The following is a 23,312-nucleotide window of genomic DNA, read 5'->3' as shown; positions in this document are numbered from 1 at the left end:
TGCTGGCGTCAGCGGGCCTTCTTCTTGCCCGCGACGGTGCGCTTCGGACCCTTGCGGGTGCGCGCGTTGGTCTTGGTGCGCTGACCGCGCACCGGCAGTCCGCGACGGTGGCGCAGACCCTGGTAGGTGCCGATCTCGACCTTGCGGCGGATGTCGGCCGCGACCTCACGACGGAGGTCGCCCTCGAGCTGGAAGTTCCCCTCGAGGTAGTCGCGCAGCGTGACGAGCTCGGCGTCGCCGACGTCCTTCACGCGCAGGTTCGGGTCGATGCCCGTGGCGGCCAGCGTCTGCTGGGCGCGGGTACGGCCGACTCCGTAGATGTAGGTGAGCGCAACCTCGAGCCGCTTCTCGCGGGGGAGGTCGACGCCGATCAGACGTGCCATGTGCCTTCCGGCTCCTGTGGTGCATCCAGAGGTCTGCCGCACCGCCCTCCCGCGATGTCCGCGGGCCCCGGCCCCTGGACCGAGGGTTCCCCCGCCGCTCTGGGGCGTCGGGTTCGTGGTGGTGCGCTGGGTGGGCGACGGCGGACCGTCACCCGGGTGTCGATGCGGCGATCAGCCCTGGCGCTGCTTGTGGCGCAGGTTCGAGCAGATCACCATGACGCGACCGTGCCGGCGAATCACCTTGCAGCTGTCGCAGATCTTCTTGACGCTCGGCTTGACCTTCATCAGTGTTCCTCCGCCGCCGCTCCGACGTCGGCTGCTGCCGACGCCTCGACGGCGATCGATCGGGTGGTGGGTGGGTTACTTGTAGCGGTAGACGATCCGGCCACGGGACAGGTCGTACGGGCTGAGCTCGACCACGACCCGGTCCTCGGGGAGGATCCGGATGTAGTGCTGACGCATCTTCCCCGAGATGTGCGCGAGGACCTTGTGCCCGTTGGCCAGCTCCACGCGGAACATCGCGTTCGGCAGAGCCTCGATCACGCTGCCCTCGATCTCGATGACGCCGTCCTTCTTTGCCATGTCCTCCGCTAACTCTCGTCTGGTCCCCGGGCACCCGCCAGCATCGTGGCGGAGGCTCGGTTGTCGTGCGTGCCGCCTGCTCACCCTCGGCCAGGCCCTCCGGCGCTCACACCGGATGACGTGCTGGGCCGCAACGAGGAAACTGCCGAACGGACTACACCCGACAGAACATCCTACGCCATCGCACCAGCTGGTGCGAGCCTCCTCGCTGTGCGCCGCGCCACCGCCGGCCCCCCACCCGGCGCAACGCCTGCCGACGAGGTCGACGCCCTCCGGGACCTCACCCGTCGAGCTCGACCGGGACGACGCCGAACGGCTCCAGCCCGGCGCGTCCGCCGTCCTCGGCCGTCAGGACGCAGATCCCCTGCTCCGTGATCGCGACGGAGTGCTCCCAGTGCGCCGCCCGCGACCCGTCGGCCGTGACGACCGTCCAGTCGTCGTCCAGCACCCGGGTCTCCGCGCCGCCCGCCGTCACCATCGGCTCGACCGCCAGGCACATCCCCGGACGCAGCCGGGGCCCGCGCTGGCCGGTGCGGAAGTTCACGACGTCCGGCGGCTGGTGCATCGCCGAGCCGATCCCGTGGCCGGTGTACTCCGCCACGATGCCGAGCTCGGCGCCGTCCGCTCCCCCGGCCAGCTCGACCGCCGCCTCGACGGCGGCGCCGACGTCGCCCACGTGCCGGCCGGACGCGAGGGCGGCGATCCCCGCCCACATGGCCGTCCGGGTCGCGCGCACGAGGCCGGCGTCCGGCCCGTCGACGTGGACGTCGGGGTCGAGCGCACCGTCGGCGCCCAGGACGAAGCTGAGCGCCGAGTCCCCGTGGAAGCCGTCCACGACGGCGCCGCAGTCCACGGAGACCAGGTCCCCGGCGTCGAGCGCCCGCGCCCCGGGGATGCCGTGGACGACCTCGTCGTTCACGGACACGCAGATCGTCGCCGGGAACCCGTGGTAGCCGAGGAACGACGGCGTCGCTCCGGCCTCCGCGATCACGCCGGCGGCGACGGAGTCGAGGTCGGCCGTCGTCATCCCGGGCACCGCCGCGGCGCGCACGGCGTGCAGGGCACGCGCCACGACCAGGCCCGCACGCCGCATGACGCGGACCTGGTCGGGCGTCTTGAGCTCGACGCGCTCACGGGAGAAGAACACCGGTGACGAGACCGTTCAGCCGAGCTCGTCGGCCAGCGCCGCGACGATGCGCTCGGTGACCTCGTCGATCTCGCCGATGCCGTCGACGCGGGCCAGCAGCCCGCGCTCGGCGTAGGCGGCCGTGAGGGGCGCCGTCTGCTCGTCGTAGATGTCGAGGCGCCGCGCGATGGCGTCCGGGGTATCGTCGTCGCGGCCCTCGAGCTCGGCACGCTTCGCGATCCGCGCGAGCAGCTCGTCCCGGTCCGCGGTCAGCTCGACCACGCCGTCCAGGGACCAGCCCAGGTCGCCGAGGATCTGGTCGAGCGCCTCCACCTGGTGGGCGTTGCGCGGGTAGCCGTCGAGGAGGAAGCCGCTCCGCACGTCGTCCTCGCCGAGGCGCTTGCGCACCATCTCGTCGGTGACCTCGTCGGGGACGAGCTCGCCCTTGGCGCTGTACTCCTGCGCGAGCCGGCCCAGCTCCGTCCCGCCCTTGATGTTCGCCCGGAAGATGTCTCCGGTGGAGATCGCCGGGATGCCGAAGGTCTCGGCCAGACGGGCCGCCTGCGTCCCCTTGCCCGCACCCTGCGGCCCCATGATCACCAGACGCGTCACGCGTGCCTCCTCGTTCGGGGCGCCGTGGAGCTCACGGCGGGTGGTGGGGGCGGCGCCCTGGGCGGCGCTCGAGGCGGCGTTGCCGCCGTTCGTCTCGGTCAACGGAGGAACCCTTCGTAATGACGCTGCTGGAGCTGGGAGTCGACCTGCTTCACGAACTCGAGGCCGACGCCGACGATGATGAGGATCGACGTCCCACCGAACGGGATGTTGGTGGACACCCCGAGGACGACCAGCACGATGGTGGGGATGAGCGCGATGATCGCGAGGTAGAGCGACCCCGCGGACGTGATGCGCGTGATGACGTAGTCCAGGTACTCCGCCGTCGGGCGGCCCGCCCGGATGCCGGGGATGAACCCGCCGTACTTCTTCATGTTGTCCGCGACCTCGTCCGGGTTGAACGTGATCGACGTGTAGAAGAACGCGAAGAAGATGACCATCAGCACGTACAGCACGATGTACAGCGGGTCGGACTGCTGGACCAGGTTGTTCGAGATCCACACGACCCAGTCGGCCGTCTGGTCCCCGAACTGGGCGATGAGGCCGGGGATCGCCAGGATCGACGCGGCGAAGATCACCGGGATGACGCCCGCCATGTTGATCTTGATCGGGATGTAGGTGCTCGTGCCGCCGTACATGCGCCTGCCCACCATCCGCTTGGCGTACTGCACGGGGATCCGGCGCTGGGACTGCTCGACGTAGACGACCAGGCCGATCACCACGACGATCACGACGAGCATGACGATGAAGTTCAGCGGACCGTTGGCGCCGCCCGCGATCGACCAGAGGGCCGACGGGAAGCTCGCCGCGATCGACGTGAAGATCAGCAGCGACATGCCGTTGCCGATGCCGCGCTCGGTGATGAGCTCGCCGAGCCACATGACGAGCCCGGTACCGGCGGTCATCGTGATGACCATGAACGCCGCGGTCATGAAGCTGTCGTCCGCGACGACGTCCACCTGGCAGCCCGGGAACAGCACCCCGGTGCGCGCCGTCGTCACGATCGTCGTCGACTGGAGGATCGCCAGCGCGATCGTCAGGTAGCGGGTGTACTGCGTGAGCTTCGACTGCCCGGACTGGCCCTCCTTGTGCAGGGCCTCGAAGCGCGGGATGACGACGCGCAGCAGCTGCACGATGATGCTCGCGGTGATGTACGGCATGATGCCGAGCGCGAAGATCGAGAGCTGCAAGAGCGCCCCGCCGCTGAAGACGTTCACCAGCCCCAGCAGCGACGTGCTGCCCTCGAGCACGGCCACGCACTCCTGGACGTTGCCGTAGTCGATGCCCGGGGTCGGTACCAGCGACCCCACGCGGAACAGCGCCATGATGGCGATCGTGAACAGCAGCTTGCGCCGCAGGTCCGGTGTCCGGAAAGCCCGGCCGAATGCGCTGAGCACCTATCCTCCTGACCCGCCGCGGCGGGGTGTCGTGTCGCCGGTCGCCCGGCGAGGTGTGGCACGACCTGCTGGCAGCGTGGCCCGTGGGCCCCGTCGCCGTCGCGCCGACTCGGTCGTCGGTCCCACCGGTGTCCCGGCGTCCACCACGCCTCCCGTGCTGCACGGGCGGCGCGGCGCGGACCGTGACGGATTCTACGTGCCCGCGAGGAGTGATCCCGACCACAGCCCGCGGGTGAACGTCGTGCGGGGAGCACGCAGGGCCGGCGGCGCTGCTGCGCCACCGGCCCTGCTGCGGGTGTCAGTCCTGCGAGACCGACCCGCCGGCCGCCAGGATCTTCTCCTTGGCGGAGCCGGACAGCGCGTCGACCGCGACGTCCAGCTTGACGGTGATCTCACCCGTGCCGAGCACCTTCACCGGCTGCCCCGCACGGACCGCGCCCTTGGCGACGAGGTCCTCGACGGTGACGGAGCCACCCTCGGGGTACAGCGCGGCGAGCTTGTCCAGGTTGACGACCTGGTACTCGACGCGGAACGGGTTCTTGAAGCCGCGCAGCTTCGGAAGGCGCATGTGCAGAGGCATCTGCCCGCCCTCGAAGCCGACGGGAACCTGGTAACGAGCCTTCGTACCCTTGGTACCGCGGCCCGCCGTCTTACCCTTCGACGCCTCACCACGACCCACGCGGGTCTTGGAGGTCTTGGCGCCGGGGGCCGGACGCAGGTGGTGGACCTTCAGCGGCTGCGCCGCGTTCTCGTCCTTCGCCATGCTCAGTCGACCTCCTCGACGGTGACGAGGTGCGCCACCGTGGTGACCATGCCGCGGATCTCCGGACGGTCCTCCTTCACGGCGGTGTCGCCGATCCGCTTGAGGCCGAGCGTCCGCAGCGTGTCACGCTGGTTCTGCTTGCCGCCGATGGCGGACTTGACCTGGGTGACCTTGAGACGGGCCATCACGCACCCACCTTCTCGTCGGCCTTGGCGGCCTTGTCGGCCAGGCCGGCGGCCTGGGCGCGCAGGAGGGCGGCCGGGGCCACGTCCTCGAGCGGGAGGCCACGGCGCGCGGCCACGGCGGCCGGCTCCTCGAGGCCCTTGAGGGCCGCGACGGTGGCGTGCACGATGTTGATCGCGTTCGACGAGCCGAGCGACTTGCTCAGCACGTCGTGGATCCCGGCGCACTCCAGCACGGCGCGCACCGGACCACCGGCGATCACACCGGTACCCGGCGAGGCCGGACGCAGGAAGACGACGCCGGCGGCCTCCTCACCCGTGACCGGGTGCGGGATGGTGCCCTGGATGCGCGGGACGCGGAAGAAGTTCTTCTTCGCCTCCTCGACACCCTTGGCGATCGCCGAGGGCACCTCCTTGGCCTTGCCGTAGCCGACACCGACGGTGCCGTCGCCGTCGCCCACCACGACCAGCGCGGTGAAGCTGAAGCGGCGGCCGCCCTTGACGACCTTGGCGACGCGGTTGATCGTCACCACGCGCTCGACGAAGGCGTTCTTGTCGTCACCCCCGCGGCCACCGCCGCGACGGTCGTCACGACGCCCGCCGCCGCGGCGGCCGTCGTTCTTGTTGGAATCGTTGTTGGCGCCCTGAGAGGCGCCGGTGCGCTGCCCTGCAGCCATCAGAGGTTCCTCATCTTCCGTGCGAAATCGCGGACGTCGGCCATCACAGCTCCAGCCCCGCTTCCCGGGCACCGTCGGCGACCGCAGCCACTCGACCGTGGTACTTGTTGCCACCGCGGTCGAAGACCACGGACTCGATGCCGGCGGCCTTGGCACGCGCGGCGACGAGCTCGCCGACCTTGTGCGCCTTGGCCGTCTTGTCGGCGTCGAGGGCACGCAGGTCCGCCTCGAGCGTGGAGGCGGAGGCCACGGTCTTGCCGACCGTGTCGTCCACGACCTGCGCCACCATGTGGCGCGAGGAACGGGTCACGACGAGACGCGGACGCGTCGCGGTGCCCTTGATCTTCTTGCGCAGGCGAAGGTGACGGCGCTGACGAGCGACGGACTTGCCCTTGCCCAGAACCTTGAGTGCCATCACTTACCAGCCTTTCCGACCTTGCGGCGGACGACCTCGCCGGCGTAGCGCACACCCTTGCCCTTGTAGGGCTCGGGCTTGCGGATCTTGCGGATGTTCGCTGCGACCTCGCCGACCTGCTGCTTGTCGATGCCGGCCACGGAGAACTTCGTGGGGCTCTCCACCGCGAAGGTGACGCCCTCGGGCGCCGAGACGGTGACCGGGTGCGAGAAGCCGAGGGCGAACTCGAGGTCCTGGCCCTTGGCGACGACGCGGTAACCGGTACCGACGATCTCGAGCTTCTTCTCGTAACCCTGCGTGACACCGGTGACGATGTTCGACAGCAGCGTGCGGGTCAGGCCGTGCAGCGCACGGGACTCACGCTCGTCGTCGGGGCGGGAGACCACGAGGGACCCGTCCTCCTGCACGACCGTGATGGGGGCGGGCACCGAGTGCTCGAGGGTCCCCTTCGGGCCCTTGACGGTCACGAGCGCACCGCTGATGGTGACGTCCACGCCGGCCGGGACCGGAACGGGGAGCTTGCCGATTCGAGACATTGGCGTATCTCCTTTCCGGATTACCAGACGTAGGCGAGGACTTCCCCGCCCACACCCTTGGCCTGGGCCTGACGGTCGGTCAGCAGGCCGGAGGACGTGGACAGGATCGCCACGCCCAGGCCGCCGAGGACCTTGGGCAGGTTGGTGGACTTCGCGTAGACCCGCAGGCCCGGCTTCGACACGCGGCGGACGCCGGTGAGGGCGCGCTCGCGGGCGGGGCCGTACTTGAGGTCCAGCGTCAGGGTCTTGCCCACCTTCGCGTCCTCGACGCTCCAGCCGGCGATGTAGCCCTCGGCCTGGAGGATCTCGGCGATGTGCGACTTCAGCTTCGAGTGCGGCATGGAGACCACATCGTGGTGGGCCGAGTTCGCGTTGCGCAGACGCGTCAGCATGTCTGCGATCGGGTCGGTCATGGTCATTGGGCTCTAGCCCTTCCTCACCGGGGTATCCGCGTCGGCACGTGGCGTGCCGACGCGGACCTGCGGCGTAGTGGTTTTACCAGCTGCTCTTGGTGACGCCGGGGAGCTCGCCACGGTGGGCCATCTCCCGCAGGCAGATCCGGCACAGGCCGAACTTGCGGTAGACCGAGTGCGGACGCCCGCAGCGCTGGCACCGGGTGTAGGCGCGGACGGCGAACTTCGGCTTGGCGTTCGCCTTGTTGATCAGGGCCTTCTTCGCCATGTCAGTTCTCCTTGAAGGGGAAGCCGAGACGGCGCAGCAGGGAGCGGCCCTCGTCATCGGTCGTCGCCGTGGTCACGACCGTGATGTCCATCCCGCGGACGCGGTCGATCTTGTCCTGGTCGATCTCGTGGAACATCGACTGCTCCGTGAGACCGAACGTGTAGTTCCCGTGCCCGTCGAACTGCTTGGGGCTCAGCCCGCGGAAGTCGCGAATGCGCGGCAGCGCGACCGACAGCAGACGGTCGAGGAACTCCCACATGCGGTCGCCGCGGAGCGTGACGTGCGCCCCGATCGGCATGCCCTCGCGCAGCTTGAACTGCGCGATCGACTTCTTCGCCCGGGTGACCTGCGGCTTCTGACCGGTGATGACGGTCAGGTCGCGGATCGCGCCCTCGATGAGCTTGGAGTCCTTGGCGGCGTCACCGACACCCATGTTGACGACGATCTTCGTCAGACCGGCGACCTGGTGGATGTTCTGGTGGCCGAACTCCTCGCGCAGCGCACCGAGGATCTCCTCGCGGTACTTCTGCTTGAGGCGCGGGGTGGCCGGCGCCTCGACAGTGGTCTCGGTCATCAGATGTCCTTCCCGGAGCGCTTGGCGTAGCGCACGCGCACCGTGCGGGTCCGGCCGTCACGCTCGACCTGCTCCGTGCGGAAGCCGACGCGGGTGGGCTTCTTCGTCTCCGGGTCGACGAGCATCACGTTCGAGACGTGGATCGGCGCCTCGACGGTCTCGATGCCACCCGTGCGGGTGCCACGCGCCGTCTGGCCCGCCTTGACGTGCTTGGTGACGCGCTGGACGCCCTCGACCACGATGCGGTCGGTCTCGGTCAGCACCTCGAGCACGCGGCCCGTCTTGCCCTTGTCGCGACCCGAGATCACCTGGACCTGGTCGCCCTTCTTGATCTTCGCCATGGTCAGAGCACCTCCGGAGCGAGCGAGATGATCTTCATGAACCGCTTGTCGCGCAGCTCACGCCCGACCGGGCCGAAGATGCGGGTACCGCGGGGCTCCCCGTCGTTCTTGAGGATCACTGCGGCGTTCTCGTCGAACTTGATGTAGGAACCGTCGGGACGGCGGCGCTCCTTGGCGGTCCGGACGACGACCGCCTTGACGACGTCGCCCTTCTTCACGTTGCCGCCCGGGATCGCGTCCTTGACGGTGGCGACGATGGTGTCGCCGATACCGGCGTAGCGACGGCCGGACCCACCGAGCACACGGATGGCCAGGATCTCCTTGGCACCCGTGTTGTCGGCGACCCGGAGTCGCGACTCCTGCTGGATCATCGATTGATCTCCTGTCGTCGAGCTGGTTCTCGTCCCGGCACGTGCCGGGCGAGCCTTGCCGAACGGATAGTTGCTGTGGTGGCCGTGGCGGGCCGCATACGTGTGTCACGGCCCGCCACGGCCGAAGGTCATGAGACCTGAAGGGTCACTTGGCCTTCTCGAGGATCTCCACCAGGCGCCACCGCTTGGTCGCGGACAGCGGGCGGGTCTCCATGATCTCGACCAGGTCGCCGATGCCGGCGTCGTTCTGCTCGTCGTGCACCTTGACCTTGGTCGTGGTGCGCATGACCTTGCCGTAGAGCGGGTGCTTCTTGCGGTCCTCGACCTCGACCACGGCGGTCTTGTTCATCTTGTCGCTGACGACGTAGCCGCGGCGCACCTTGCGGGTAGCGCGCTCGGCCCCGACGACGGCCTCGGTGTTCGTGTTGTCGCTCATCGCTGCCTCACTCACTCACGCTCGGGGCCGTACGGATGCCGAGCTCGCGCTCCCGCAGGATCGTGTAGATCCGCGAGATGTCGCGCTTCACGGCCTTGATCCGACCGTGCGACTCCAGCTGGCCGGTGGCCGACTGGAAGCGGAGGTTGAACAGCTCCTCCTTGGCCTTCTTCAGCTCGGCGACGAGCTTCTCGTCGTCGAAGCCGTCCAGGTCGGCGGGAGCCAGTCCCTTGGTTCCGACTGCCATCAGTTCGCACCACCCTCGCGCACCACGAAACGGCACTTCATCGGGAGCTTGTGGATCGCACGGCGCATGGCCTCACGAGCCAGCGCCTCGTCGACGCCGGCCAGCTCGAAGACGACACGGCCGGGCTTGACGTTGGCGACCCACCACTCGGGCGAGCCCTTGCCGGAGCCCATGCGGGTCTCGGCGGGCTTCTTGGTCAGGGGGCGGTCCGGGTAGATGTTGATCCAGACCTTGCCGCCACGCTTGATGTGGCGGGTCATCGCGATACGAGCAGCCTCGATCTGGCGGTTCGTGACGTAGGCGGGCTCGAGGGCCTGGATGCCGTAGTCGCCGAACGCGATCGTCGTCCCACCCTTGGCCACGCCTCCGCGCTTCGGGTGGTGCTGCTTGCGGTGCTTGAGCCTGCGCGGGATCAGCATGACTCAGGCCTCCGTTCCGGACTCGGGGGCCGCGGCCTGCTCACCGGACGCCGGCGCCGCGGTCGACGCGGGGGCGCTCTCGGCGGCGGGCTTGGCCGAACGCTCGGGGCGACGACCGCCACCGCGACGCTCCCCGCGCTCGCCCCGGCCACGGCCCTGGCGGGGCCCGGCGGCGGCCTGCTGCGCGGCGAACTCCTTCTCGGTGAGGTCGCCCTTGTAGATCCACACCTTCACGCCGATGCGGCCGAAGGTGGTGCGGGCCTCGAAGAAGCCGTAGTCGATGTTCGCGCGCAGCGTGTGCAGCGGCACACGACCCTCGCGGTAGAACTCCGACCGGCTCATCTCGGCACCGCCCAGACGCCCCGCGACCTGCACGCGGATGCCCTTCGCGCCGGCGCGCTGCGCGGACTGGATGCCCTTGCGCATGGCGCGACGGAAGGAGACGCGGCTCGCGAGCTGCTCGGCGATGCCCTGCGCGACCAGCTGCGCGTCGATCTCGGCGTTCTTGACCTCGAGGATGTTGAGCTGGACCTGCTTGCCGGTGAGCTTCTCGAGCTCGCCCCGGATGCGGTCCGCCTCGGCGCCGCGGCGGCCGATGACGATGCCCGGACGCGCCGTGTGGATGTCCACGCGGACGCGGTCGCGGGTGCGCTCGATCTCGACCTTGGCGATGCCGGCGCGCTCGAGGCCGGTGCCCATGAGCTTGCGGATCTGCACGTCCTCACGGACGTAGTCGCGGTACCGCTGACCGGGCTTGGTGCTGTCGGCGAACCAGCGCGACCGGTGGTCGGTGGTGATGCCGAGGCGGTACCCGTGCGGGTGAATCTTCTGCCCCACTATCGGGCCCCTTCCTTCTGCTCACGCGGTGCGACGACCACGGTGATGTGGCTGGTGCGCTTGAGGATCCGGCTCGCACGCCCCTGGGCCCGCGGACGGAACCGCTTGAGCGTCGGCCCCTCGTCCACGTACGCGGCGGCCACGACGAGCTCCTGCTCGTCGAAGCGCTCGCTCGCGCGGTCGGCCTTCACCCGGGCGTTCGCGACGGCGCTCTCCACGACCTTGCGGATCGGCTCGCTCGCACCCTGCGGCGCGAACTTCAGCACCGCGACGGCCTCGGCGGCCTGCTTGCCACGGATGAGGTCCACGACGCGCCGGGCCTTCTGGGGCGTGACACGGACGAACCGCGCCTGCGCCTTGGCTTCCATTGCTGTCCTGCTTCCTTTTCTCAGACCGTCCAGGTCGTCGCTGCTGACCCGGGGGGTCAGCGGCGACGGCCCTTCTTGTCGTCCTTCACGTGGCCGCGGAAGGTTCGCGTGGGGGCGAACTCGCCGAGCTTGTGGCCGACCATCGACTCGGTCACGAACACCGGGGTGTGCTTCCGGCCGTCGTGCACGGCGAAGGTGTGGCCGAGGAAGTCGGGCGTGATGACCGACCGGCGGGACCAGGTCTTGATGACGTTCTTGGTCCCCTTCTCGTTCTGGACGTCCACCTTCTTCTGCAGGTGGCCGTCGACGAAGGGGCCCTTCTTCAGGCTACGAGGCATGTCAGGCTCCTATCAGCGCTTCTTGCCGGTGCGGCGACGGCGGACGATCAGCTTGTCGCTCGGCTTGTTCGGGCGACGGGTCCGGCCCTCGGGCTGGCCCCACGGGCTGACCGGGTGGCGACCACCGGAGGTCTTGCCCTCACCACCACCGTGCGGGTGGTCGACCGGGTTCATGACGACACCGCGGACGGTCGGGCGGACGCCCTTCCACCGCTTGCGGCCGGCCTTGCCCCAGCTGATGTTCGACTGCTCGGCGTTCCCGACCTCGCCGACCGTGGCGCGGCAGCGCAGGTCGACGTTGCGGATCTCGCCCGACGGCATGCGCAGCTGGGCGTACGGGCCGTCCTTCGCGACGAGCTGGACCGAAGCGCCCGCGGAGCGGGCGATCTTCGCGCCGCCACCGGGGCGGAGCTCGACGGCGTGGATGACGGTACCCGTCGGGATGTTGCGCAGCGGCAGGTTGTTGCCGGGCTTGATGTCGGAGCCGGCACCGGCCTCGACGACGTCGCCCTGCGACAGCTTGTTCGGCGCGATGATGTAACGCTTCGTGCCGTCCGCGTAGTGCAGCAGCGCGATACGAGCGGTGCGGTTCGGGTCGTACTCGATGTGCGCGACCTTGGCCGGCACGCCGTCCTTGTCGTGACGACGGAAGTCGATGACCCGGTAGGCGCGCTTGTGGCCCCCACCCTTGTGACGGGTGGTGATCCGGCCCGAGCTGTTGCGGCCGCCCGTCTTGGACAGCGGACGGACCAGCGACTTCTCCGGCTCCGAGCGCGTGATCTCGACGAAGTCGGCGACGCTCGAGCCGCGGCGGCCGGGCGTCGTCGGCTTGTGCTTACGGATTCCCATGGGTTAGTCCTCGATCTGCTCTCTGCGCCTCAGGCCGTGCCGCCGAAGATGTCGATCGACCCCTCGCGGAGGGTGACGATCGCGCGCTTCGTGTCCTTGCGCTTGCCCAGGCCGTAGCGCGTGCGACGCGCCTTGCCCTTGCGGTTGATCGTGTTCACCGAGTCGACCTTGACGCCGAAGACCTGCTCGACCGCGATCTTGATCTCGGTCTTGTTGGCCCCCGGGTCCACGATGAAGGTGTACTTGCCCTCGTCGAGGAGGTTGTAGGACTTCTCGGAGACGACCGGCGCGATCAGGATGTCGCGCGGGTCCTTCGTCACGGCGGTCACTTGGTGGCCTCCTCGGTGGTCTCGGCCGCCTCGGACTCCGTCGCGACCGCCTTCACCGGCTTGCCCGTCGCCGGGCCCGCGAGGAACGCGTCGAGCGCGGCGGAGGTGAAGACGACGTCGTCGGAGACGAGCACGTCGTAGGTGTTGAGCTGGTCCGCGGTGATGAGGTGGACCCGCTCGACGTTGCGCAGCGACTTGATGGTCAGCTCGTCCGAGCGCTCCGTGACCACGAGGACGTGCGTGCGCTCGGTGAGCGCCGCGATCGTCGCCACGGCGGTCTTGGTCGACGGCACGCCGTCGACGCCGAAGCCCGACACGACGTGCACGCGGCCGGCACGGGCACGGTCCGAGAGGGCGCCACGCAGGGCGGCGGCCTTCATCTTCTTCGGCGTGCGCTGGTCGTACTTGCGCGGCTGCGGGCCGTGGACGGTGCCACCGCCGGCGAACTGCGGGGCGCGGGTCGAACCCTGGCGGGCGCGGCCGGTGCCCTTCTGCTTGTACGGCTTGCGGCCACCGCCGCGGACGTCGCCGCGGGTCTTGGTGGCGTGGGTTCCCTGGCGGGCCGCGGCGCGCTGCGCGACGACCACCTGGTGGATCAGCGGGACGTTCGTGGTGACGTCGAAGACGTCGCCGGGCAGCTCGGCCGTGCCGGCCTTCTTGCCCGCGGCGTCGAGCACGTCGACAGTCTGGTTGGCCATGGGGTCACGCACCCTTCGCGGCGGTACGCACGAGGACGACGCCACCCTTGGGGCCAGGAACCGCGCCCGTGACCAGGAGCAGGCCCTTCTCGGCGTCGACCGCGTGAACGGTCAGGTTCTGGACGGTCTTGCGGACGTGGCCCATGCGCCCCGCCATCCGCAGGCCCTTGAACACGCGCGACGGCGTCGAGGCGCCGCCGATCGAGCCGGCCTTGCGGTGGTTGCGGTGCGCACCGTGCGAGGCGCCCACGCCGGCGAAGCCGTGGCGCTTCATGACACCCGCGGTGCCCTTGCCCTTGGTGGTGCCGACGACGTCGACCGCCGCGCCGGCCTCGAAGGCCTCGGCGGAGATCTCCTGGCCGAGCGTGAACTCGGACGCGTCGGAGGTACGGACCTCGGCGACGTGGCGGCGCGGCGTGACGCCGGCGGCCTCGAAGTGGCCCTTGAGCGGCTTGGTGACCTTGCGCGGGTCGATCTGCCCGGCGGCGAGCTGCACGGCGGCGTAGCCGTCGGCCTCGGCGGAGCGGACCTGGGTCACGACGTTGGTCGGGACGGCGACGACGGTGACGGGAACCAGTCGGCCGTCGGCGTCCCAGAGCTGCGTCATGCCGAGCTTGGTGCCGAGCACCGCGGTCACGTTCTTCTGCTGGTTGGTCATGATCTCTTCCAGCCTCAGAGCTTGATCTCGATGTTCACGTCGGCCGGCAGGTCGATGCGCATCAGCGAGTCGACGGCCTTCGGCGTGGGGTCGATGATGTCGATCAGCCGCTTGTGCGTACGCATCTCGAAGTGCTCGCGGCTGTCCTTGTACTTGTGAGGCGACCGGATGACGGTGAAGACGTTCTTCTCCGTCGGCAGCGGCACCGGGCCCACGACCGTCGCACCAGCGCGAGTCACCGTGTCGACGATCTTGCGCGCCGAGCTGTCGATGACCTCGTGGTCGTAGGACTTGAGCCGGATGCGGATCTTCTGTCCCGCCATGGCGTCGTCTGACTCTCTCTCTCGAACCGCTACTGTCCGACCCCCGCGCTCGGGCGTGTCGCCTATGACGACACATCCTGGGCGCACACCGATAACCGGCGGGGCCGTTGATGTGGTCCGCTGCGCGGACCACGACGTCTGTCCAGCCTGTCGAGACATGTGTCCCGCGGGGCGCTCGTGCGCGTCGACAGCCGGCAACCCCGCGACCCCACCCACCGGGTGGGGAACCGCTCCAGGAGGCACGGACCGGATCCCTCGGCACTCCGAGGCCGGCGCGTGCACCGTGGTGCTACACACTGTTCGACACGAGAAAGAACGCGCCCGTGACAGGCAACCTGAACATTCTGGCATACAGCACCGCACGAGTCCAAGCCGATGGCCGATCGTGCGGTGTGACGCCGGACGCATCTCAGGCCCGGGCCCTCGCAGGGCCCGGGCCTGAGGTGCTCAGCCCGCTCCCCCGGCCACAGCCGGGGTCACGCGCCGGGAAGGAGCTCCGCTCCAGATCCGGTGATCAGGCGATCACTTGAGGATCTTGGTCACGCGGCCGGAACCGACCGTGCGGCCACCCTCACGGATGGCGAAGCCGAGGCCCTCCTCCATGGCGATGGGCTGGATGAGCTCGACCGTCATCTCGGTGTTGTCGCCGGGCATGACCATCTCGGTGCCCTCGGGCAGCTGGATGACGCCGGTGACGTCCGTGGTGCGGAAGTAGAACTGCGGGCGGTAGTTCGAGTAGAACGGGTTGTGACGGCCGCCCTCGTCCTTGCCCAGGATGTAGACCTGCGCCTCGAAGTCCGTGTGCGGGGTGATCGAACCCGGCTTCACGACGACCTGGCCACGCTCGACCTCGTCACGCTTCAGGCCACGCAGCAGCAGACCGGTGTTGTCGCCCGCCTGCGCCTGGTCCATCTGCTTGTGGAAGGTCTCGATACCGGTGACCGTGGTCTTCTGCGCCGCGCGGATGCCGACGATCTCGACGTCCGAGTTCACGTCGAGCGTGCCGCGCTCCACCTTGCCGGTCACGACGGTGCCGCGGCCGGTGATCGTGAAGACGTCCTCGACCGGCATGAGGAACGGCTTGTCGAGCTCGCGCTGCGGCTCGGGGACGTTCTCGTCCACGGCCTCCATGAGCTCCAGGATCTTCTTGGTCCACTCGGGGTCACCCTCGAGGGCCTTGAGACCGGAGACGCGCACGACCGGGGCGTTGTCGCCGTCGAACTCCTGCGACGACAGCAGCTCGCGGACCTCCATCTCGACGAGCTCGAGGATCTCCTCGTCCTCGACCATGTCGGCCTTGTTCAGCGCGACCAGCAGGTACGGCACGCCGACCTGGCGGGCGAGCAGCACGTGCTCGCGCGTCTGGGCCATCGGGCCGTCCGTCGCGGCGACCACCAGGATGGAGCCGTCCATCTGGGCGGCACCGGTGATCATGTTCTTGATGTAGTCGGCGTGACCGGGAGCGTCGACGTGCGCGTAGTGGCGCTTCGGCGTCTCGTACTCGATGTGCGCGATGTTGATCGTGATACCGCGCTGCTTCTCCTCCGGCGCGGCGTCGATCTCCGAGAAGTCACGCTTCGTGTTCGCCGGCAGGTCCGGGTACGTGTCAGCGAGCACCTTCGAGATCGCCGCGGTCAGCGTCGTCTTGCCGTGGTCGACGTGACCGATCGTGCCGATGTTGACGTGCGGCTTGGTCCGCTCGAACTTGGCCTTAGCCACTGGGGTCCTCCTGGGACTTGGGTAGATGTTCCGAACGTAGCGAGTGCCGGCCGGTCAAGCCTGCCCTCGGGGCGTTGCGGCTTCCTACAGGTTGATGGTTGTGCTGGTCGTCGACCTGTGGGGGCTCACTCGCCCCGGGTCTTCTTGATGATCTCGTCAGCGACCGCCTTGGGAACCTCGGCGTAGCTGTCGAACTGCATCGAGTACACCGCACGGCCCTGCGTCTTCGAACGCAGGTCGCCGATGTACCCGAACATCTCGCTCAACGGTACCTGGGCGCGAACGACCTTGACGCCGGTCGCGTCCTCCATGGACTGAATCAGTCCACGACGCGAGTTGATGTCGCCGATGACGTCGCCCATGTACTCCTCGGGCGTGCGCACCTCGACGGCCATGACGGGCTCGAGCAGGACCGGGTCGGCCCGGCGCGCGCCCTCCTTGAAGACCATCGAGCCGGCGATCTTGAACGCCATCTCCGAGGAGTCGACGTCGTGGTAGGCACCGTCGAGCAGCGTGGCCTTGACGCCCACGACGGGGAAGCCCGCCAGGACGCCCTGCTCCATCGCCGACTGGATACCGGCGTCGACCGACGGGATGTACTCACGCGGGATGCGACCGCCGGTGACCTCGTTGGTGAACTCGTAGAGCTCGCCACCCTCGGACGTGTCGAGCGGCTCGAAGGTCACCTGGACCTTCGCGAACTGCCCGGAACCACCGGTCTGCTTCTTGTGCGTGTAGTCGATCTTGTCGGTCTTGCGACGGATCGTCTCGCGGTACGCCACCTGCGGCTTGCCCACGTTGGCCTCGACCTTGAACTCGCGGCGCATGCGGTCCACGAGGATGTCGAGGTGGAGCTCGCCCATCCCGCCCACGACGGTCTGGCCGGTCTCCTCGTCCAGCGAGATGCGGTAGGTCGGGTCCTCGTCCAGGAGCTTCTGGATCGCGGTCGACATCTTCTCCTGGTCGGCCTTCGTCTTCGGCTCGATCGCCACGTCGATGACCGGCTCGGGGAAGGACATCGCCTCGAGGATGACCTGGCTGCCCGCGTCGCTCAGGGTGTCACCGGTGGTGACGTCCTTGAGGCCGATGAACGCGTAGATGTGCCCGGCCTGCGCCTCCTCGACAGGGTTCTCCTTGTTGGAGTGCATCTGGAACATCTTCCCGATGCGCTCCTTCTTGCCCTTGGTCGTGTTCATGACCTGGGCACCCTGGGAGACCTTGCCCGAGTACACGCGGACGTAGGTGAGCTTGCCGAAGAACGGGTGCGTCGCGACCTTGAACGCCAGGCCGGAGAACGGCTCGGTGGAGTCCGCGTGCCGCTCGACGATCGTCTCGGCGTCCTTGACGTCGTGGCCCTGGATGGACGGGACGTCGAGCGGGGAGGGCAGGTAGTCGACGACGGCGTCGAGCATGGGCTGCACGCCCTTGTTCTTGTACGCCGAGCCGCACAGGACCGGGAACGCCTCGGAGTTGACCGTGAGCTTGCGGATGCCGGCCTTGATCTCGGCCTCCGTCAGCTCCTCGCCGCCGAGGTACTTCTCGAGCAGCTCCTCGTCGGTCTCCGCGACCGCCTCGATGAGCTCGCCGCGGTACTGCTCGGCCTTCTCCTGCAGGTCGGCCGGGATCTCCTCGGTCTCGTAGGTCTCCCCGAGCTTCGTCTCGCCGTGCCAGACCAGCGCCTTCATGCTGACCAGGTCGACGACGCCGGTGAAGTCGTTCTCGGCGCCGATCGGCAGCTGGATGACCAGCGGCTTGGCCTTGAGGCGGTCGATGATCGTCTGCACGGTGAAGTAGAAGTCCGCGCCGAGCTTGTCCATCTTGTTGACGAAGCAGATGCGCGGGACGTCGTACTTGTCGGCCTGGCGCCAGACGGTCTCCGACTGGGGCTCCACGCCCTCCTTGCCGTCGAAGACGGCGACGGCGCCGTCGAGCACGCGCAGCGAGCGCTCCACCTCGACGGTGAAGTCGACGTGCCCCGGGGTGTCGATGATGTTGATCTGGTTGTCGTTCCAGAAGCACGTCGTCGCGGCCGACGTGATCGTGATGCCGCGCTCCTGCTCCTGGGCCATCCAGTCCATCGTCGACGCACCGTCGTGCGTCTCACCGATCTTGTAGTTCACACCCGTGTAGTAAAGGATGCGCTCGGTGGTGGTCGTCTTGCCGGCATCGATGTGAGCCATGATGCCGATGTTGCGGACCTTCTTCAGGTCGGTCAGCACGTCGAGTGCCACGGTGTGTTACCCCTTGGTCGGTGGAAGGTCGAAGCCGGGCCGGAGGGCCGCCTGCCGGCCTGTTCCGGATCCGCGGACGGCCCCGGGGTGCTCCCGGGGCCGTCCCAGCGCATCACCAGCGGTAGTGCGCGAAGGCCTTGTTGGACTCGGCCATCTTGTGCATGTCCTCACGGCGCTTCACCGCGGCACCGAGGCCGTTCGAGGCGTCGAGGATCTCGTTCATGAGGCGCTCGGTCATCGTCTTCTCGCGGCGGGCGCGGGAGAAGTCCGTGAGCCAGCGCAGCGCGAGCGTCGTCTGACGCGGGGTGCGCACCTCGACGGGGACCTGGTAGGTCGCGCCACCGACACGGCGGGAACGGACCTCGAGGGCCGGGCGGACGTTCTCGAGCGCACGCTTGAGAACGACGACCGGGTCCTGGTCGGTCTTCGCGCGGACGCCCTCGAGGGCGCCGTACACGATCGCCTCGGCGGTGGACTTCTTGCCGTCCAGCAGGACCTTGTTGATCAGCTGCGTGACGACGGGCGACCCGTAGACCGGGTCGACGATGAGCGGCCGCTTGGGGGCCGGACCCTTGCGAGGCATCAGGCCTTCTCCTTCTTCGCGCCGTACTTGCTGCGACCCTGCTTGCGGTTCTTGACGCCCTGCGTGTCGAGCGCGCCGCGCACGATCTTGTAGCGGACACCGGGGAGGTCCTTCACGCGGCCGCCGCGCACGAGCACGATGGAGTGCTCCTGCAGGTTGTGGCCGACGCCGGGGATGTACGCGGTGACCTCGGTACCGGACGACAGCTTCACGCGCGCGACCTTGCGGAGGGCGGAGTTCGGCTTCTTCGGGGTGGTGGTGTACACACGGGTGCACACGCCTCGCCGCTGGGGGGAGTCCTTGAGGGCCGGGGTCTTCGACGCCGCGGTCTTCGTGCTCCGGCCCTTGCGGACGAGCTGCTGGATCGTAGGCACTACGTCTCCGTCGTCTCTCGAGCTCTCGAGGGCCGGCCGGCCCTCGACGGTGGTCTGTCTGGCTGTGGCGTGCCGATCGCATGCGGCACCCGCGGCCCTCACGGACCGCAACGCCACTTACCACCGGCTCGATGGCCCGGGCCGCCCCGCCGTCCTCGCGGACGGTCCGGACGGTCTTCCGGGATGCTCGTGCGCTCAGGCCGGCGGCATCACCGGCCCCACCGAGCGCTACGGCTCAGGTGAACAGCGGGATGCGCGCGCGACGGCACGGGCACGGATTACAAGATTACCCGCGGAATCATGCGGGGTCAAAGGAGCGGGCGCAGGTCACGGTGTGACCTGCGCCCGCCCCGTCGGAGATCAGCGGAAGTCGCCGAAGTCCAGGTCCTCCAGCGGGATCGCCTCGCCCGAGCCCATGCCGAGCGTCGGGAAGTCGATCTCGTCGTAGCCGAAGCTCGGGTAGAGCTCCGCCTTGGCCTGCTCGGTCGGCTCGACCTCGATGTTCCGGTAGCGGGACAGGCCCGTACCGGCCGGGATGAGCTTACCGATGATGACGTTCTCCTTGAGGCCCAGCAGCGGGTCCCGGCGACCGCTCATCGACGCCTCGGTGAGCACCCGGGTGGTCTCCTGGAAGGAGGCCGCCGAGAGCCACGAGTCGGTGGCGAGCGACGCCTTGGTGATGCCCATCAGCTCCGGACGGCCCGAGGCCGGCTGGCCACCCTCCGCCACGGCACGACGGTTCGCGTCCTCGAAGCGGATGCGCTCCGCCAGCTCACCCGGCAGCAGGTGGGAGTCGCCCGAGTCCAGCACGGTCACGCGACGCAGCATCTGCCGCACGATGACCTCGATGTGCTTGTCGTGGATGTCCACGCCCTGCGAGCGATAGGTCTCCTGGACCTGGTCCACCAGGTGCTTCTGGGTGGCACGCGGGCCGAGGATGCGCAGCACCTTCTTCGGGTCGACCGCACCCTGGACCATCTGCGTCCCGACGGAGACGTGGTCACCGTCGGCGATCAGCAGGCGCGCACGCTTGGTGACGGGGTAGCGGATCTCCTCGCCACCGTCGTCCGGCGTGAGCACCAGGTGACGCGTGCGCTCCGTGTCCTCGATCACGACCCGGCCCGTGTACTCCGCGATCGGCGCCTCACCCTTGGGGGTGCGGGCCTCGAAGAGCTCGGTGACACGAGGCAGACCCTGCGTGATGTCCTCCGCGGAGGCGACACCACCGGTGTGGAAGGTCCGCATCGTCAGCTGCGTGCCCGGCTCACCGATCGACTGCGCCGCGATGATGCCCACGGCCTCGCCGATGTCCACGAGCTTGCCCGTGGCCAGGGACCGGCCGTAGCACTTGGCGCAGGTGCCGACCCGCGACTCGCAGGTGAGCACCGACCGCACCTTGACGTTCTCGATGCCGGCGTCGATCACCTTGCGGATCACGATGTCGCCCGCGTCGCTGCCCGCCTCCGCGATGACGTTGCCGTCCGCGTCCACGACGTCGGTCGCGAACGTGCGCGAGTAGATGCTGGACTCCACGCGGGCGTCCGGCACGAGCGTGTCGCCGATGCGCTCCGCGACCGGCAGCGTGAGGCCGCGCTCCGTCCCGCAGTCCTCCTCGCGGATGATGACGTCCTGCGAGACGTCCACCAGACGACGCGTGAGGTACCCGGAGTCCGCCGTCCGCAGCGCCGTGTCCGCGAGACCCTTGCGGGCACCGTGGGAGGCGATGAAGTACTCGAGGACGGACAGGCCCTCGCGGTAGTTGGACTTGATCGGGCGCGGGATGATCTCGCCCTTCGGGTTCGCCACGAGGCCGCGCATACCGGCGATCTGACGCACCTGCATCCAGTTACCGCGGGCACCCGAGGACACCATGCGGTACAGGGTGTTCCGCGGATTGTTGTCCAGGTTCTCCCGCATGACCGACGCGATCTTGTCGGTGGCCTGCGTCCACAGCTCGATGAGCTCCTGACGCCGCTCGTCGTCCGTGATCAGACCCTTGTCGAACTGGTCCTGGACCTTGAGCGCGCGCTCCTCGTGCTCGTCGAGGATCGTGTCCTTGGCCTCCGGCATCGCGACGTCGGAGATCGCGATCGTCACGCCGGACCGGGTCGCCCACTGGTAGCCGGCGTCCTTGAGCGCGTCGAGCGCCGTCGCGACGTCGACCTTCGGGTACCGCTCCGCGAGGTCGTTGACGATCGTCGAGAGCTCCTTCTTGCCGACCACGTTGTTCTGGAACGGGTAGTCGACGGGGAGCGCCTCGTTGAAGATCGTGCGACCCAGCGTGGTCTCGAACAGCAGCGTCTGGCCGGGCTCCCAGCCCTCCGGCGCCTCGAAGCCCTTGGTCGGCGGCACGAGGTCGTCGACACGCAGCTTGATGGTCGCGTTGAGGTCCAGCTGACCACGGTCGAACGCCATGATCGCCTCGGCCTGCGTGCCGAAGACACGTCCCTCGCCCGCCGCGCCGGGGCGCTCGGACGTCAGGTGGTGCAGACCGATGATCATGTCCTGCGAGGGCATGGTCACCGGACGGCCGTCCGACGGCTTGAGGATGTTGTTGCTGGACAGCATGAGGATGCGGGCCTCGGCCTGCGCCTCCGCGCTCAGCGGCAGGTGCACCGCCATCTGGTCGCCGTCGAAGTCCGCGTTGAACGCGGCGCACACGAGCGGGTGCAGGTGGATGGCCTTGCCCTCGACCAGCTGCGGCTCGAACGCCTGGATGCCCAGGCGGTGCAGCGTCGGCGCACGGTTCAGCAGCACCGGGTGCTCCTGGATGACCTCCTCGAGCACGTCCCACACCTCGGGGCGCGTGCGCTCGACCATGCGCTTGGCGCTCTTGATGTTCTGCGCGTGGTTGAGCTCCACGAGCCGCTTCATGACGAAGGGCTTGAACAGCTCGAGCGCCATCTGCTTGGGCAGGCCGCACTGGTGCAGCTTCAGGGTCGGGCCGACCACGATGACCGAACGGCCCGAGTAGTCGACGCGCTTGCCGAGCAGGTTCTGGCGGAACCGGCCCTGCTTGCCCTTGAGCATGTCGGAGATCGACTTCAGCGGGCGGTTGCCCGGCCCGGTGACCGGACGCCCGCGGCGGCCGTTGTCGAACAGCGAGTCCACGGCCTCCTGGAGCATCCGCTTCTCGTTGTTGACGATGATCTCCGGCGCGCCCAGGTCCAGCAGGCGCTTGAGCCGGTTGTTGCGGTTGATCACCCGGCGGTACAGGTCGTTGAGGTCGCTCGTCGCGAAGCGGCCACCGTCGAGCTGCACCATCGGGCGCAGGTCCGGCGGGATGACCGGGACGGCGTCGAGCACCATCGACGTGGGCGAGTTCGTCGTCGTGAGGAACGCGTTGACCACCTTCAGGCGCTTGAGCGCACGCGTCTTGCGCTGCCCCTTGCCGGTGCGGATGGTCTCGCGCAGCGCCTCCGCCTCGGCGTCCAGGTCGAAGCTCTCGAGGCGCTTCTGGATCGCCGCGGCGCCCATCGAGCCCTCGAAGTACGTGCCGTAGCGGTCCACGAGCTGGCGGTACAGCATCTCGTCGCCCTCGAGGTCCGCGACCTTGAGGTTCTTGAACCGGTCCCAGACCTGCTCGAGGCGGTCGATGTCGGCGTCCGCGCGCTTGCGCAGCTGCGCCATCTCCCGCTCGGCGGAGTCGCGCACCTTGCGGCGCGCGTCCGCCTTGGCGCCCTCCGCCTCGAGCTCGGCCAGGTCGGACTCGAGCCGGGCCGCGCGGGCGTTGATGTCGTTGTCGCGGCGGTCCGCGATCTCCTTGAGCTCCAGGTCGATCTCGTTCTGGAGGTTCGGGAGGTCCTCCTGCCGCGCCTCGTCGTCGACCCACGTGATCATGTAGGCCGCGAAGTAGATGACCTTCTCCAGGTCCTTGGGCGCCAGGTCGAGCAGGTAGCCCAGCCGCGACGGCACACCCTTGAAGAACCAGATGTGCGTGACCGGGGCGGCGAGCTCGATGTGGCCCATGCGCTCACGGCGCACCTTCGAGCGCGTCACCTCGACGCCGCAGCGCTCGCAGATGATGCCCTTGAAGCGCACGCGCTTGTACTTGCCGCAGTAGCACTCCCAGTCCCGGGTGGGGCCGAAGATCTTCTCGCAGAAGAGCCCGTCCTTCTCCGGCTTCAGGGTGCGGTAGTTGATGGTCTCGGGCTTCTTGACCTCGCCGTGCGACCAGGCACGGATGTTGTCGGCCGTGGCCAGACCGATGCGCAGCTCGTCGAAGACGTTGACGTCGAGCAAGATGTCCTACTTCCTCAAAGC

Annotated in this window: 32 protein-coding genes; all 32 read right to left on the bottom strand. The window is 68.8% G+C overall.

Features of this window, described 5'->3' with window-relative positions; translation table 11 throughout:
- Positions 1-8: 8 nt before the first annotated feature.
- On the bottom strand, positions 9-383 hold the full coding sequence (rpsM, locus tag EYB28_RS06025) for a 30S ribosomal protein S13 (protein ID WP_166845674.1): 375 nt from the start codon (positions 381-383) through the stop codon (positions 9-11).
- A 171-nt stretch (positions 384-554) separates the two neighbouring features.
- The gene (rpmJ, locus tag EYB28_RS06020) at positions 555-668 is read right to left on the bottom strand and encodes a 50S ribosomal protein L36 (RefSeq protein WP_166845672.1); all 114 of its coding nucleotides are present in this window, start codon (positions 666-668) and stop codon (positions 555-557) included.
- A gap of 75 nt (positions 669-743) precedes the next feature.
- Complete coding sequence (gene infA / locus EYB28_RS06015; protein ID WP_012877432.1) at positions 744-965, bottom strand: translation initiation factor IF-1; 222 nt, start codon at positions 963-965, stop codon at positions 744-746.
- 280 nt (positions 966-1,245) lie between these two features.
- The gene (gene map / locus EYB28_RS06010; protein ID WP_166845671.1) at positions 1,246-2,112 is read right to left on the bottom strand and encodes a type I methionyl aminopeptidase; all 867 of its coding nucleotides are present in this window, start codon (positions 2,110-2,112) and stop codon (positions 1,246-1,248) included.
- 15 nt (positions 2,113-2,127) lie between these two features.
- Positions 2,128-2,685 (bottom strand): adenylate kinase, encoded by a 558-nt coding sequence (locus EYB28_RS06005; protein WP_166851815.1) that lies wholly within the window; start codon positions 2,683-2,685, stop codon positions 2,128-2,130.
- Positions 2,686-2,801: 116 nt separating this feature from the next.
- The gene (secY, locus tag EYB28_RS06000; protein ID WP_166845669.1) at positions 2,802-4,100 is read right to left on the bottom strand and encodes a preprotein translocase subunit SecY; all 1,299 of its coding nucleotides are present in this window, start codon (positions 4,098-4,100) and stop codon (positions 2,802-2,804) included.
- Positions 4,101-4,398: 298 nt separating this feature from the next.
- The gene (gene rplO / locus EYB28_RS05995) at positions 4,399-4,863 is read right to left on the bottom strand and encodes a 50S ribosomal protein L15 (RefSeq protein WP_166845668.1); all 465 of its coding nucleotides are present in this window, start codon (positions 4,861-4,863) and stop codon (positions 4,399-4,401) included.
- Positions 4,864-4,865: 2 nt separating this feature from the next.
- A complete protein-coding gene (rpmD, locus tag EYB28_RS05990; RefSeq protein ID WP_166851812.1) occupies positions 4,866-5,048 on the bottom strand; it encodes a 50S ribosomal protein L30 in 183 nt (60 codons plus the stop codon).
- Positions 5,048-5,722: a 30S ribosomal protein S5 gene (rpsE, locus tag EYB28_RS05985; protein WP_166845667.1), complete on the bottom strand. Its 675-nt coding sequence runs from the start codon at positions 5,720-5,722 to the stop codon at positions 5,048-5,050. Before rpsE ends, rpmD begins: the two co-directional genes overlap by 1 nt.
- Before the next feature lie 43 nt (positions 5,723-5,765).
- Complete coding sequence (gene rplR, locus EYB28_RS05980) at positions 5,766-6,137, bottom strand: 50S ribosomal protein L18 (protein ID WP_166845665.1); 372 nt, start codon at positions 6,135-6,137, stop codon at positions 5,766-5,768.
- Positions 6,137-6,673 (bottom strand): 50S ribosomal protein L6, encoded by a 537-nt coding sequence (gene rplF / locus EYB28_RS05975; protein ID WP_166845664.1) that lies wholly within the window; start codon positions 6,671-6,673, stop codon positions 6,137-6,139. The genes rplR and rplF overlap by 1 nt, the downstream gene beginning before the upstream one ends.
- Before the next feature lie 20 nt (positions 6,674-6,693).
- Positions 6,694-7,092, bottom strand: a complete 399-nt coding sequence (gene rpsH, locus EYB28_RS05970) for a 30S ribosomal protein S8 (protein ID WP_166845662.1) — start codon at positions 7,090-7,092, stop codon at positions 6,694-6,696.
- Between the two features lie 76 nt (positions 7,093-7,168).
- Entirely contained in the window at positions 7,169-7,354 is a 186-nt protein-coding gene (locus EYB28_RS05965; protein WP_013837851.1) for a type Z 30S ribosomal protein S14, read from the bottom strand.
- Between the two features lies 1 nt (position 7,355).
- Positions 7,356-7,928: a 50S ribosomal protein L5 gene (gene rplE / locus EYB28_RS05960; protein ID WP_166845661.1), complete on the bottom strand. Its 573-nt coding sequence runs from the start codon at positions 7,926-7,928 to the stop codon at positions 7,356-7,358.
- Positions 7,928-8,269, bottom strand: coding sequence for a 50S ribosomal protein L24 (gene rplX, locus EYB28_RS05955; protein ID WP_166845660.1), 342 nt, complete (start codon positions 8,267-8,269; stop codon positions 7,928-7,930). The genes rplE and rplX overlap by 1 nt, the downstream gene beginning before the upstream one ends.
- A gap of 2 nt (positions 8,270-8,271) precedes the next feature.
- The gene (rplN, locus tag EYB28_RS05950) at positions 8,272-8,640 is read right to left on the bottom strand and encodes a 50S ribosomal protein L14 (protein ID WP_166845658.1); all 369 of its coding nucleotides are present in this window, start codon (positions 8,638-8,640) and stop codon (positions 8,272-8,274) included.
- A 145-nt stretch (positions 8,641-8,785) separates the two neighbouring features.
- Complete coding sequence (rpsQ, locus tag EYB28_RS05945; RefSeq protein ID WP_166845657.1) at positions 8,786-9,076, bottom strand: 30S ribosomal protein S17; 291 nt, start codon at positions 9,074-9,076, stop codon at positions 8,786-8,788.
- A gap of 7 nt (positions 9,077-9,083) precedes the next feature.
- Positions 9,084-9,323: a 50S ribosomal protein L29 gene (rpmC, locus tag EYB28_RS05940; RefSeq protein ID WP_166845655.1), complete on the bottom strand. Its 240-nt coding sequence runs from the start codon at positions 9,321-9,323 to the stop codon at positions 9,084-9,086.
- The gene (gene rplP, locus EYB28_RS05935; protein WP_166845654.1) at positions 9,323-9,742 is read right to left on the bottom strand and encodes a 50S ribosomal protein L16; all 420 of its coding nucleotides are present in this window, start codon (positions 9,740-9,742) and stop codon (positions 9,323-9,325) included. Before rplP ends, rpmC begins: the two co-directional genes overlap by 1 nt.
- 3 nt (positions 9,743-9,745) lie before the next feature.
- Complete coding sequence (gene rpsC, locus EYB28_RS05930; RefSeq protein WP_166845652.1) at positions 9,746-10,579, bottom strand: 30S ribosomal protein S3; 834 nt, start codon at positions 10,577-10,579, stop codon at positions 9,746-9,748.
- Positions 10,579-10,947, bottom strand: coding sequence for a 50S ribosomal protein L22 (gene rplV / locus EYB28_RS05925; protein WP_166845651.1), 369 nt, complete (start codon positions 10,945-10,947; stop codon positions 10,579-10,581). Before rplV ends, rpsC begins: the two co-directional genes overlap by 1 nt.
- Positions 10,948-11,003: 56 nt before the next feature.
- A complete protein-coding gene (rpsS, locus tag EYB28_RS05920; RefSeq protein WP_012867940.1) occupies positions 11,004-11,285 on the bottom strand; it encodes a 30S ribosomal protein S19 in 282 nt (93 codons plus the stop codon).
- 12 nt (positions 11,286-11,297) lie between these two features.
- Entirely contained in the window at positions 11,298-12,134 is an 837-nt protein-coding gene (gene rplB, locus EYB28_RS05915) for a 50S ribosomal protein L2 (protein WP_166845649.1), read from the bottom strand.
- 29 nt (positions 12,135-12,163) lie between these two features.
- Complete coding sequence (gene rplW / locus EYB28_RS05910; RefSeq protein ID WP_166845648.1) at positions 12,164-12,463, bottom strand: 50S ribosomal protein L23; 300 nt, start codon at positions 12,461-12,463, stop codon at positions 12,164-12,166.
- Positions 12,460-13,161, bottom strand: a complete 702-nt coding sequence (gene rplD, locus EYB28_RS05905) for a 50S ribosomal protein L4 (protein WP_166845647.1) — start codon at positions 13,159-13,161, stop codon at positions 12,460-12,462. The genes rplW and rplD overlap by 4 nt, the downstream gene beginning before the upstream one ends.
- A 4-nt stretch (positions 13,162-13,165) precedes the next feature.
- Positions 13,166-13,819: a 50S ribosomal protein L3 gene (gene rplC, locus EYB28_RS05900; protein WP_166845645.1), complete on the bottom strand. Its 654-nt coding sequence runs from the start codon at positions 13,817-13,819 to the stop codon at positions 13,166-13,168.
- A gap of 14 nt (positions 13,820-13,833) precedes the next feature.
- Positions 13,834-14,142 (bottom strand): 30S ribosomal protein S10, encoded by a 309-nt coding sequence (gene rpsJ / locus EYB28_RS05895; protein WP_013837837.1) that lies wholly within the window; start codon positions 14,140-14,142, stop codon positions 13,834-13,836.
- Positions 14,143-14,664: 522 nt separating this feature from the next.
- On the bottom strand, positions 14,665-15,861 hold the full coding sequence (tuf, locus tag EYB28_RS05890; RefSeq protein ID WP_166845643.1) for an elongation factor Tu: 1,197 nt from the start codon (positions 15,859-15,861) through the stop codon (positions 14,665-14,667).
- A gap of 125 nt (positions 15,862-15,986) precedes the next feature.
- Positions 15,987-18,092, bottom strand: a complete 2,106-nt coding sequence (gene fusA / locus EYB28_RS05885) for an elongation factor G (protein ID WP_166845641.1) — start codon at positions 18,090-18,092, stop codon at positions 15,987-15,989.
- Positions 18,093-18,204: 112 nt separating this feature from the next.
- Positions 18,205-18,675 (bottom strand): 30S ribosomal protein S7, encoded by a 471-nt coding sequence (gene rpsG / locus EYB28_RS05880; protein WP_166845639.1) that lies wholly within the window; start codon positions 18,673-18,675, stop codon positions 18,205-18,207.
- Entirely contained in the window at positions 18,675-19,049 is a 375-nt protein-coding gene (gene rpsL / locus EYB28_RS05875; protein ID WP_166845637.1) for a 30S ribosomal protein S12, read from the bottom strand. Before rpsL ends, rpsG begins: the two co-directional genes overlap by 1 nt.
- A 360-nt stretch (positions 19,050-19,409) precedes the next feature.
- The gene (locus tag EYB28_RS05870; protein ID WP_166845635.1) at positions 19,410-23,291 is read right to left on the bottom strand and encodes a DNA-directed RNA polymerase subunit beta'; all 3,882 of its coding nucleotides are present in this window, start codon (positions 23,289-23,291) and stop codon (positions 19,410-19,412) included.
- Between the last annotated feature and the right edge of the window lie 21 nt (positions 23,292-23,312).

The sequence above is a fragment of the Isoptericola sp. BMS4 genome (assembly GCF_011634835.1).
Lineage (GTDB): Bacteria > Actinomycetota > Actinomycetes > Actinomycetales > Cellulomonadaceae > Isoptericola.
The sequence above is the reverse complement of the archived record's forward strand: the minus strand, read 5'-3'. Positions and strand labels throughout refer to the sequence as shown.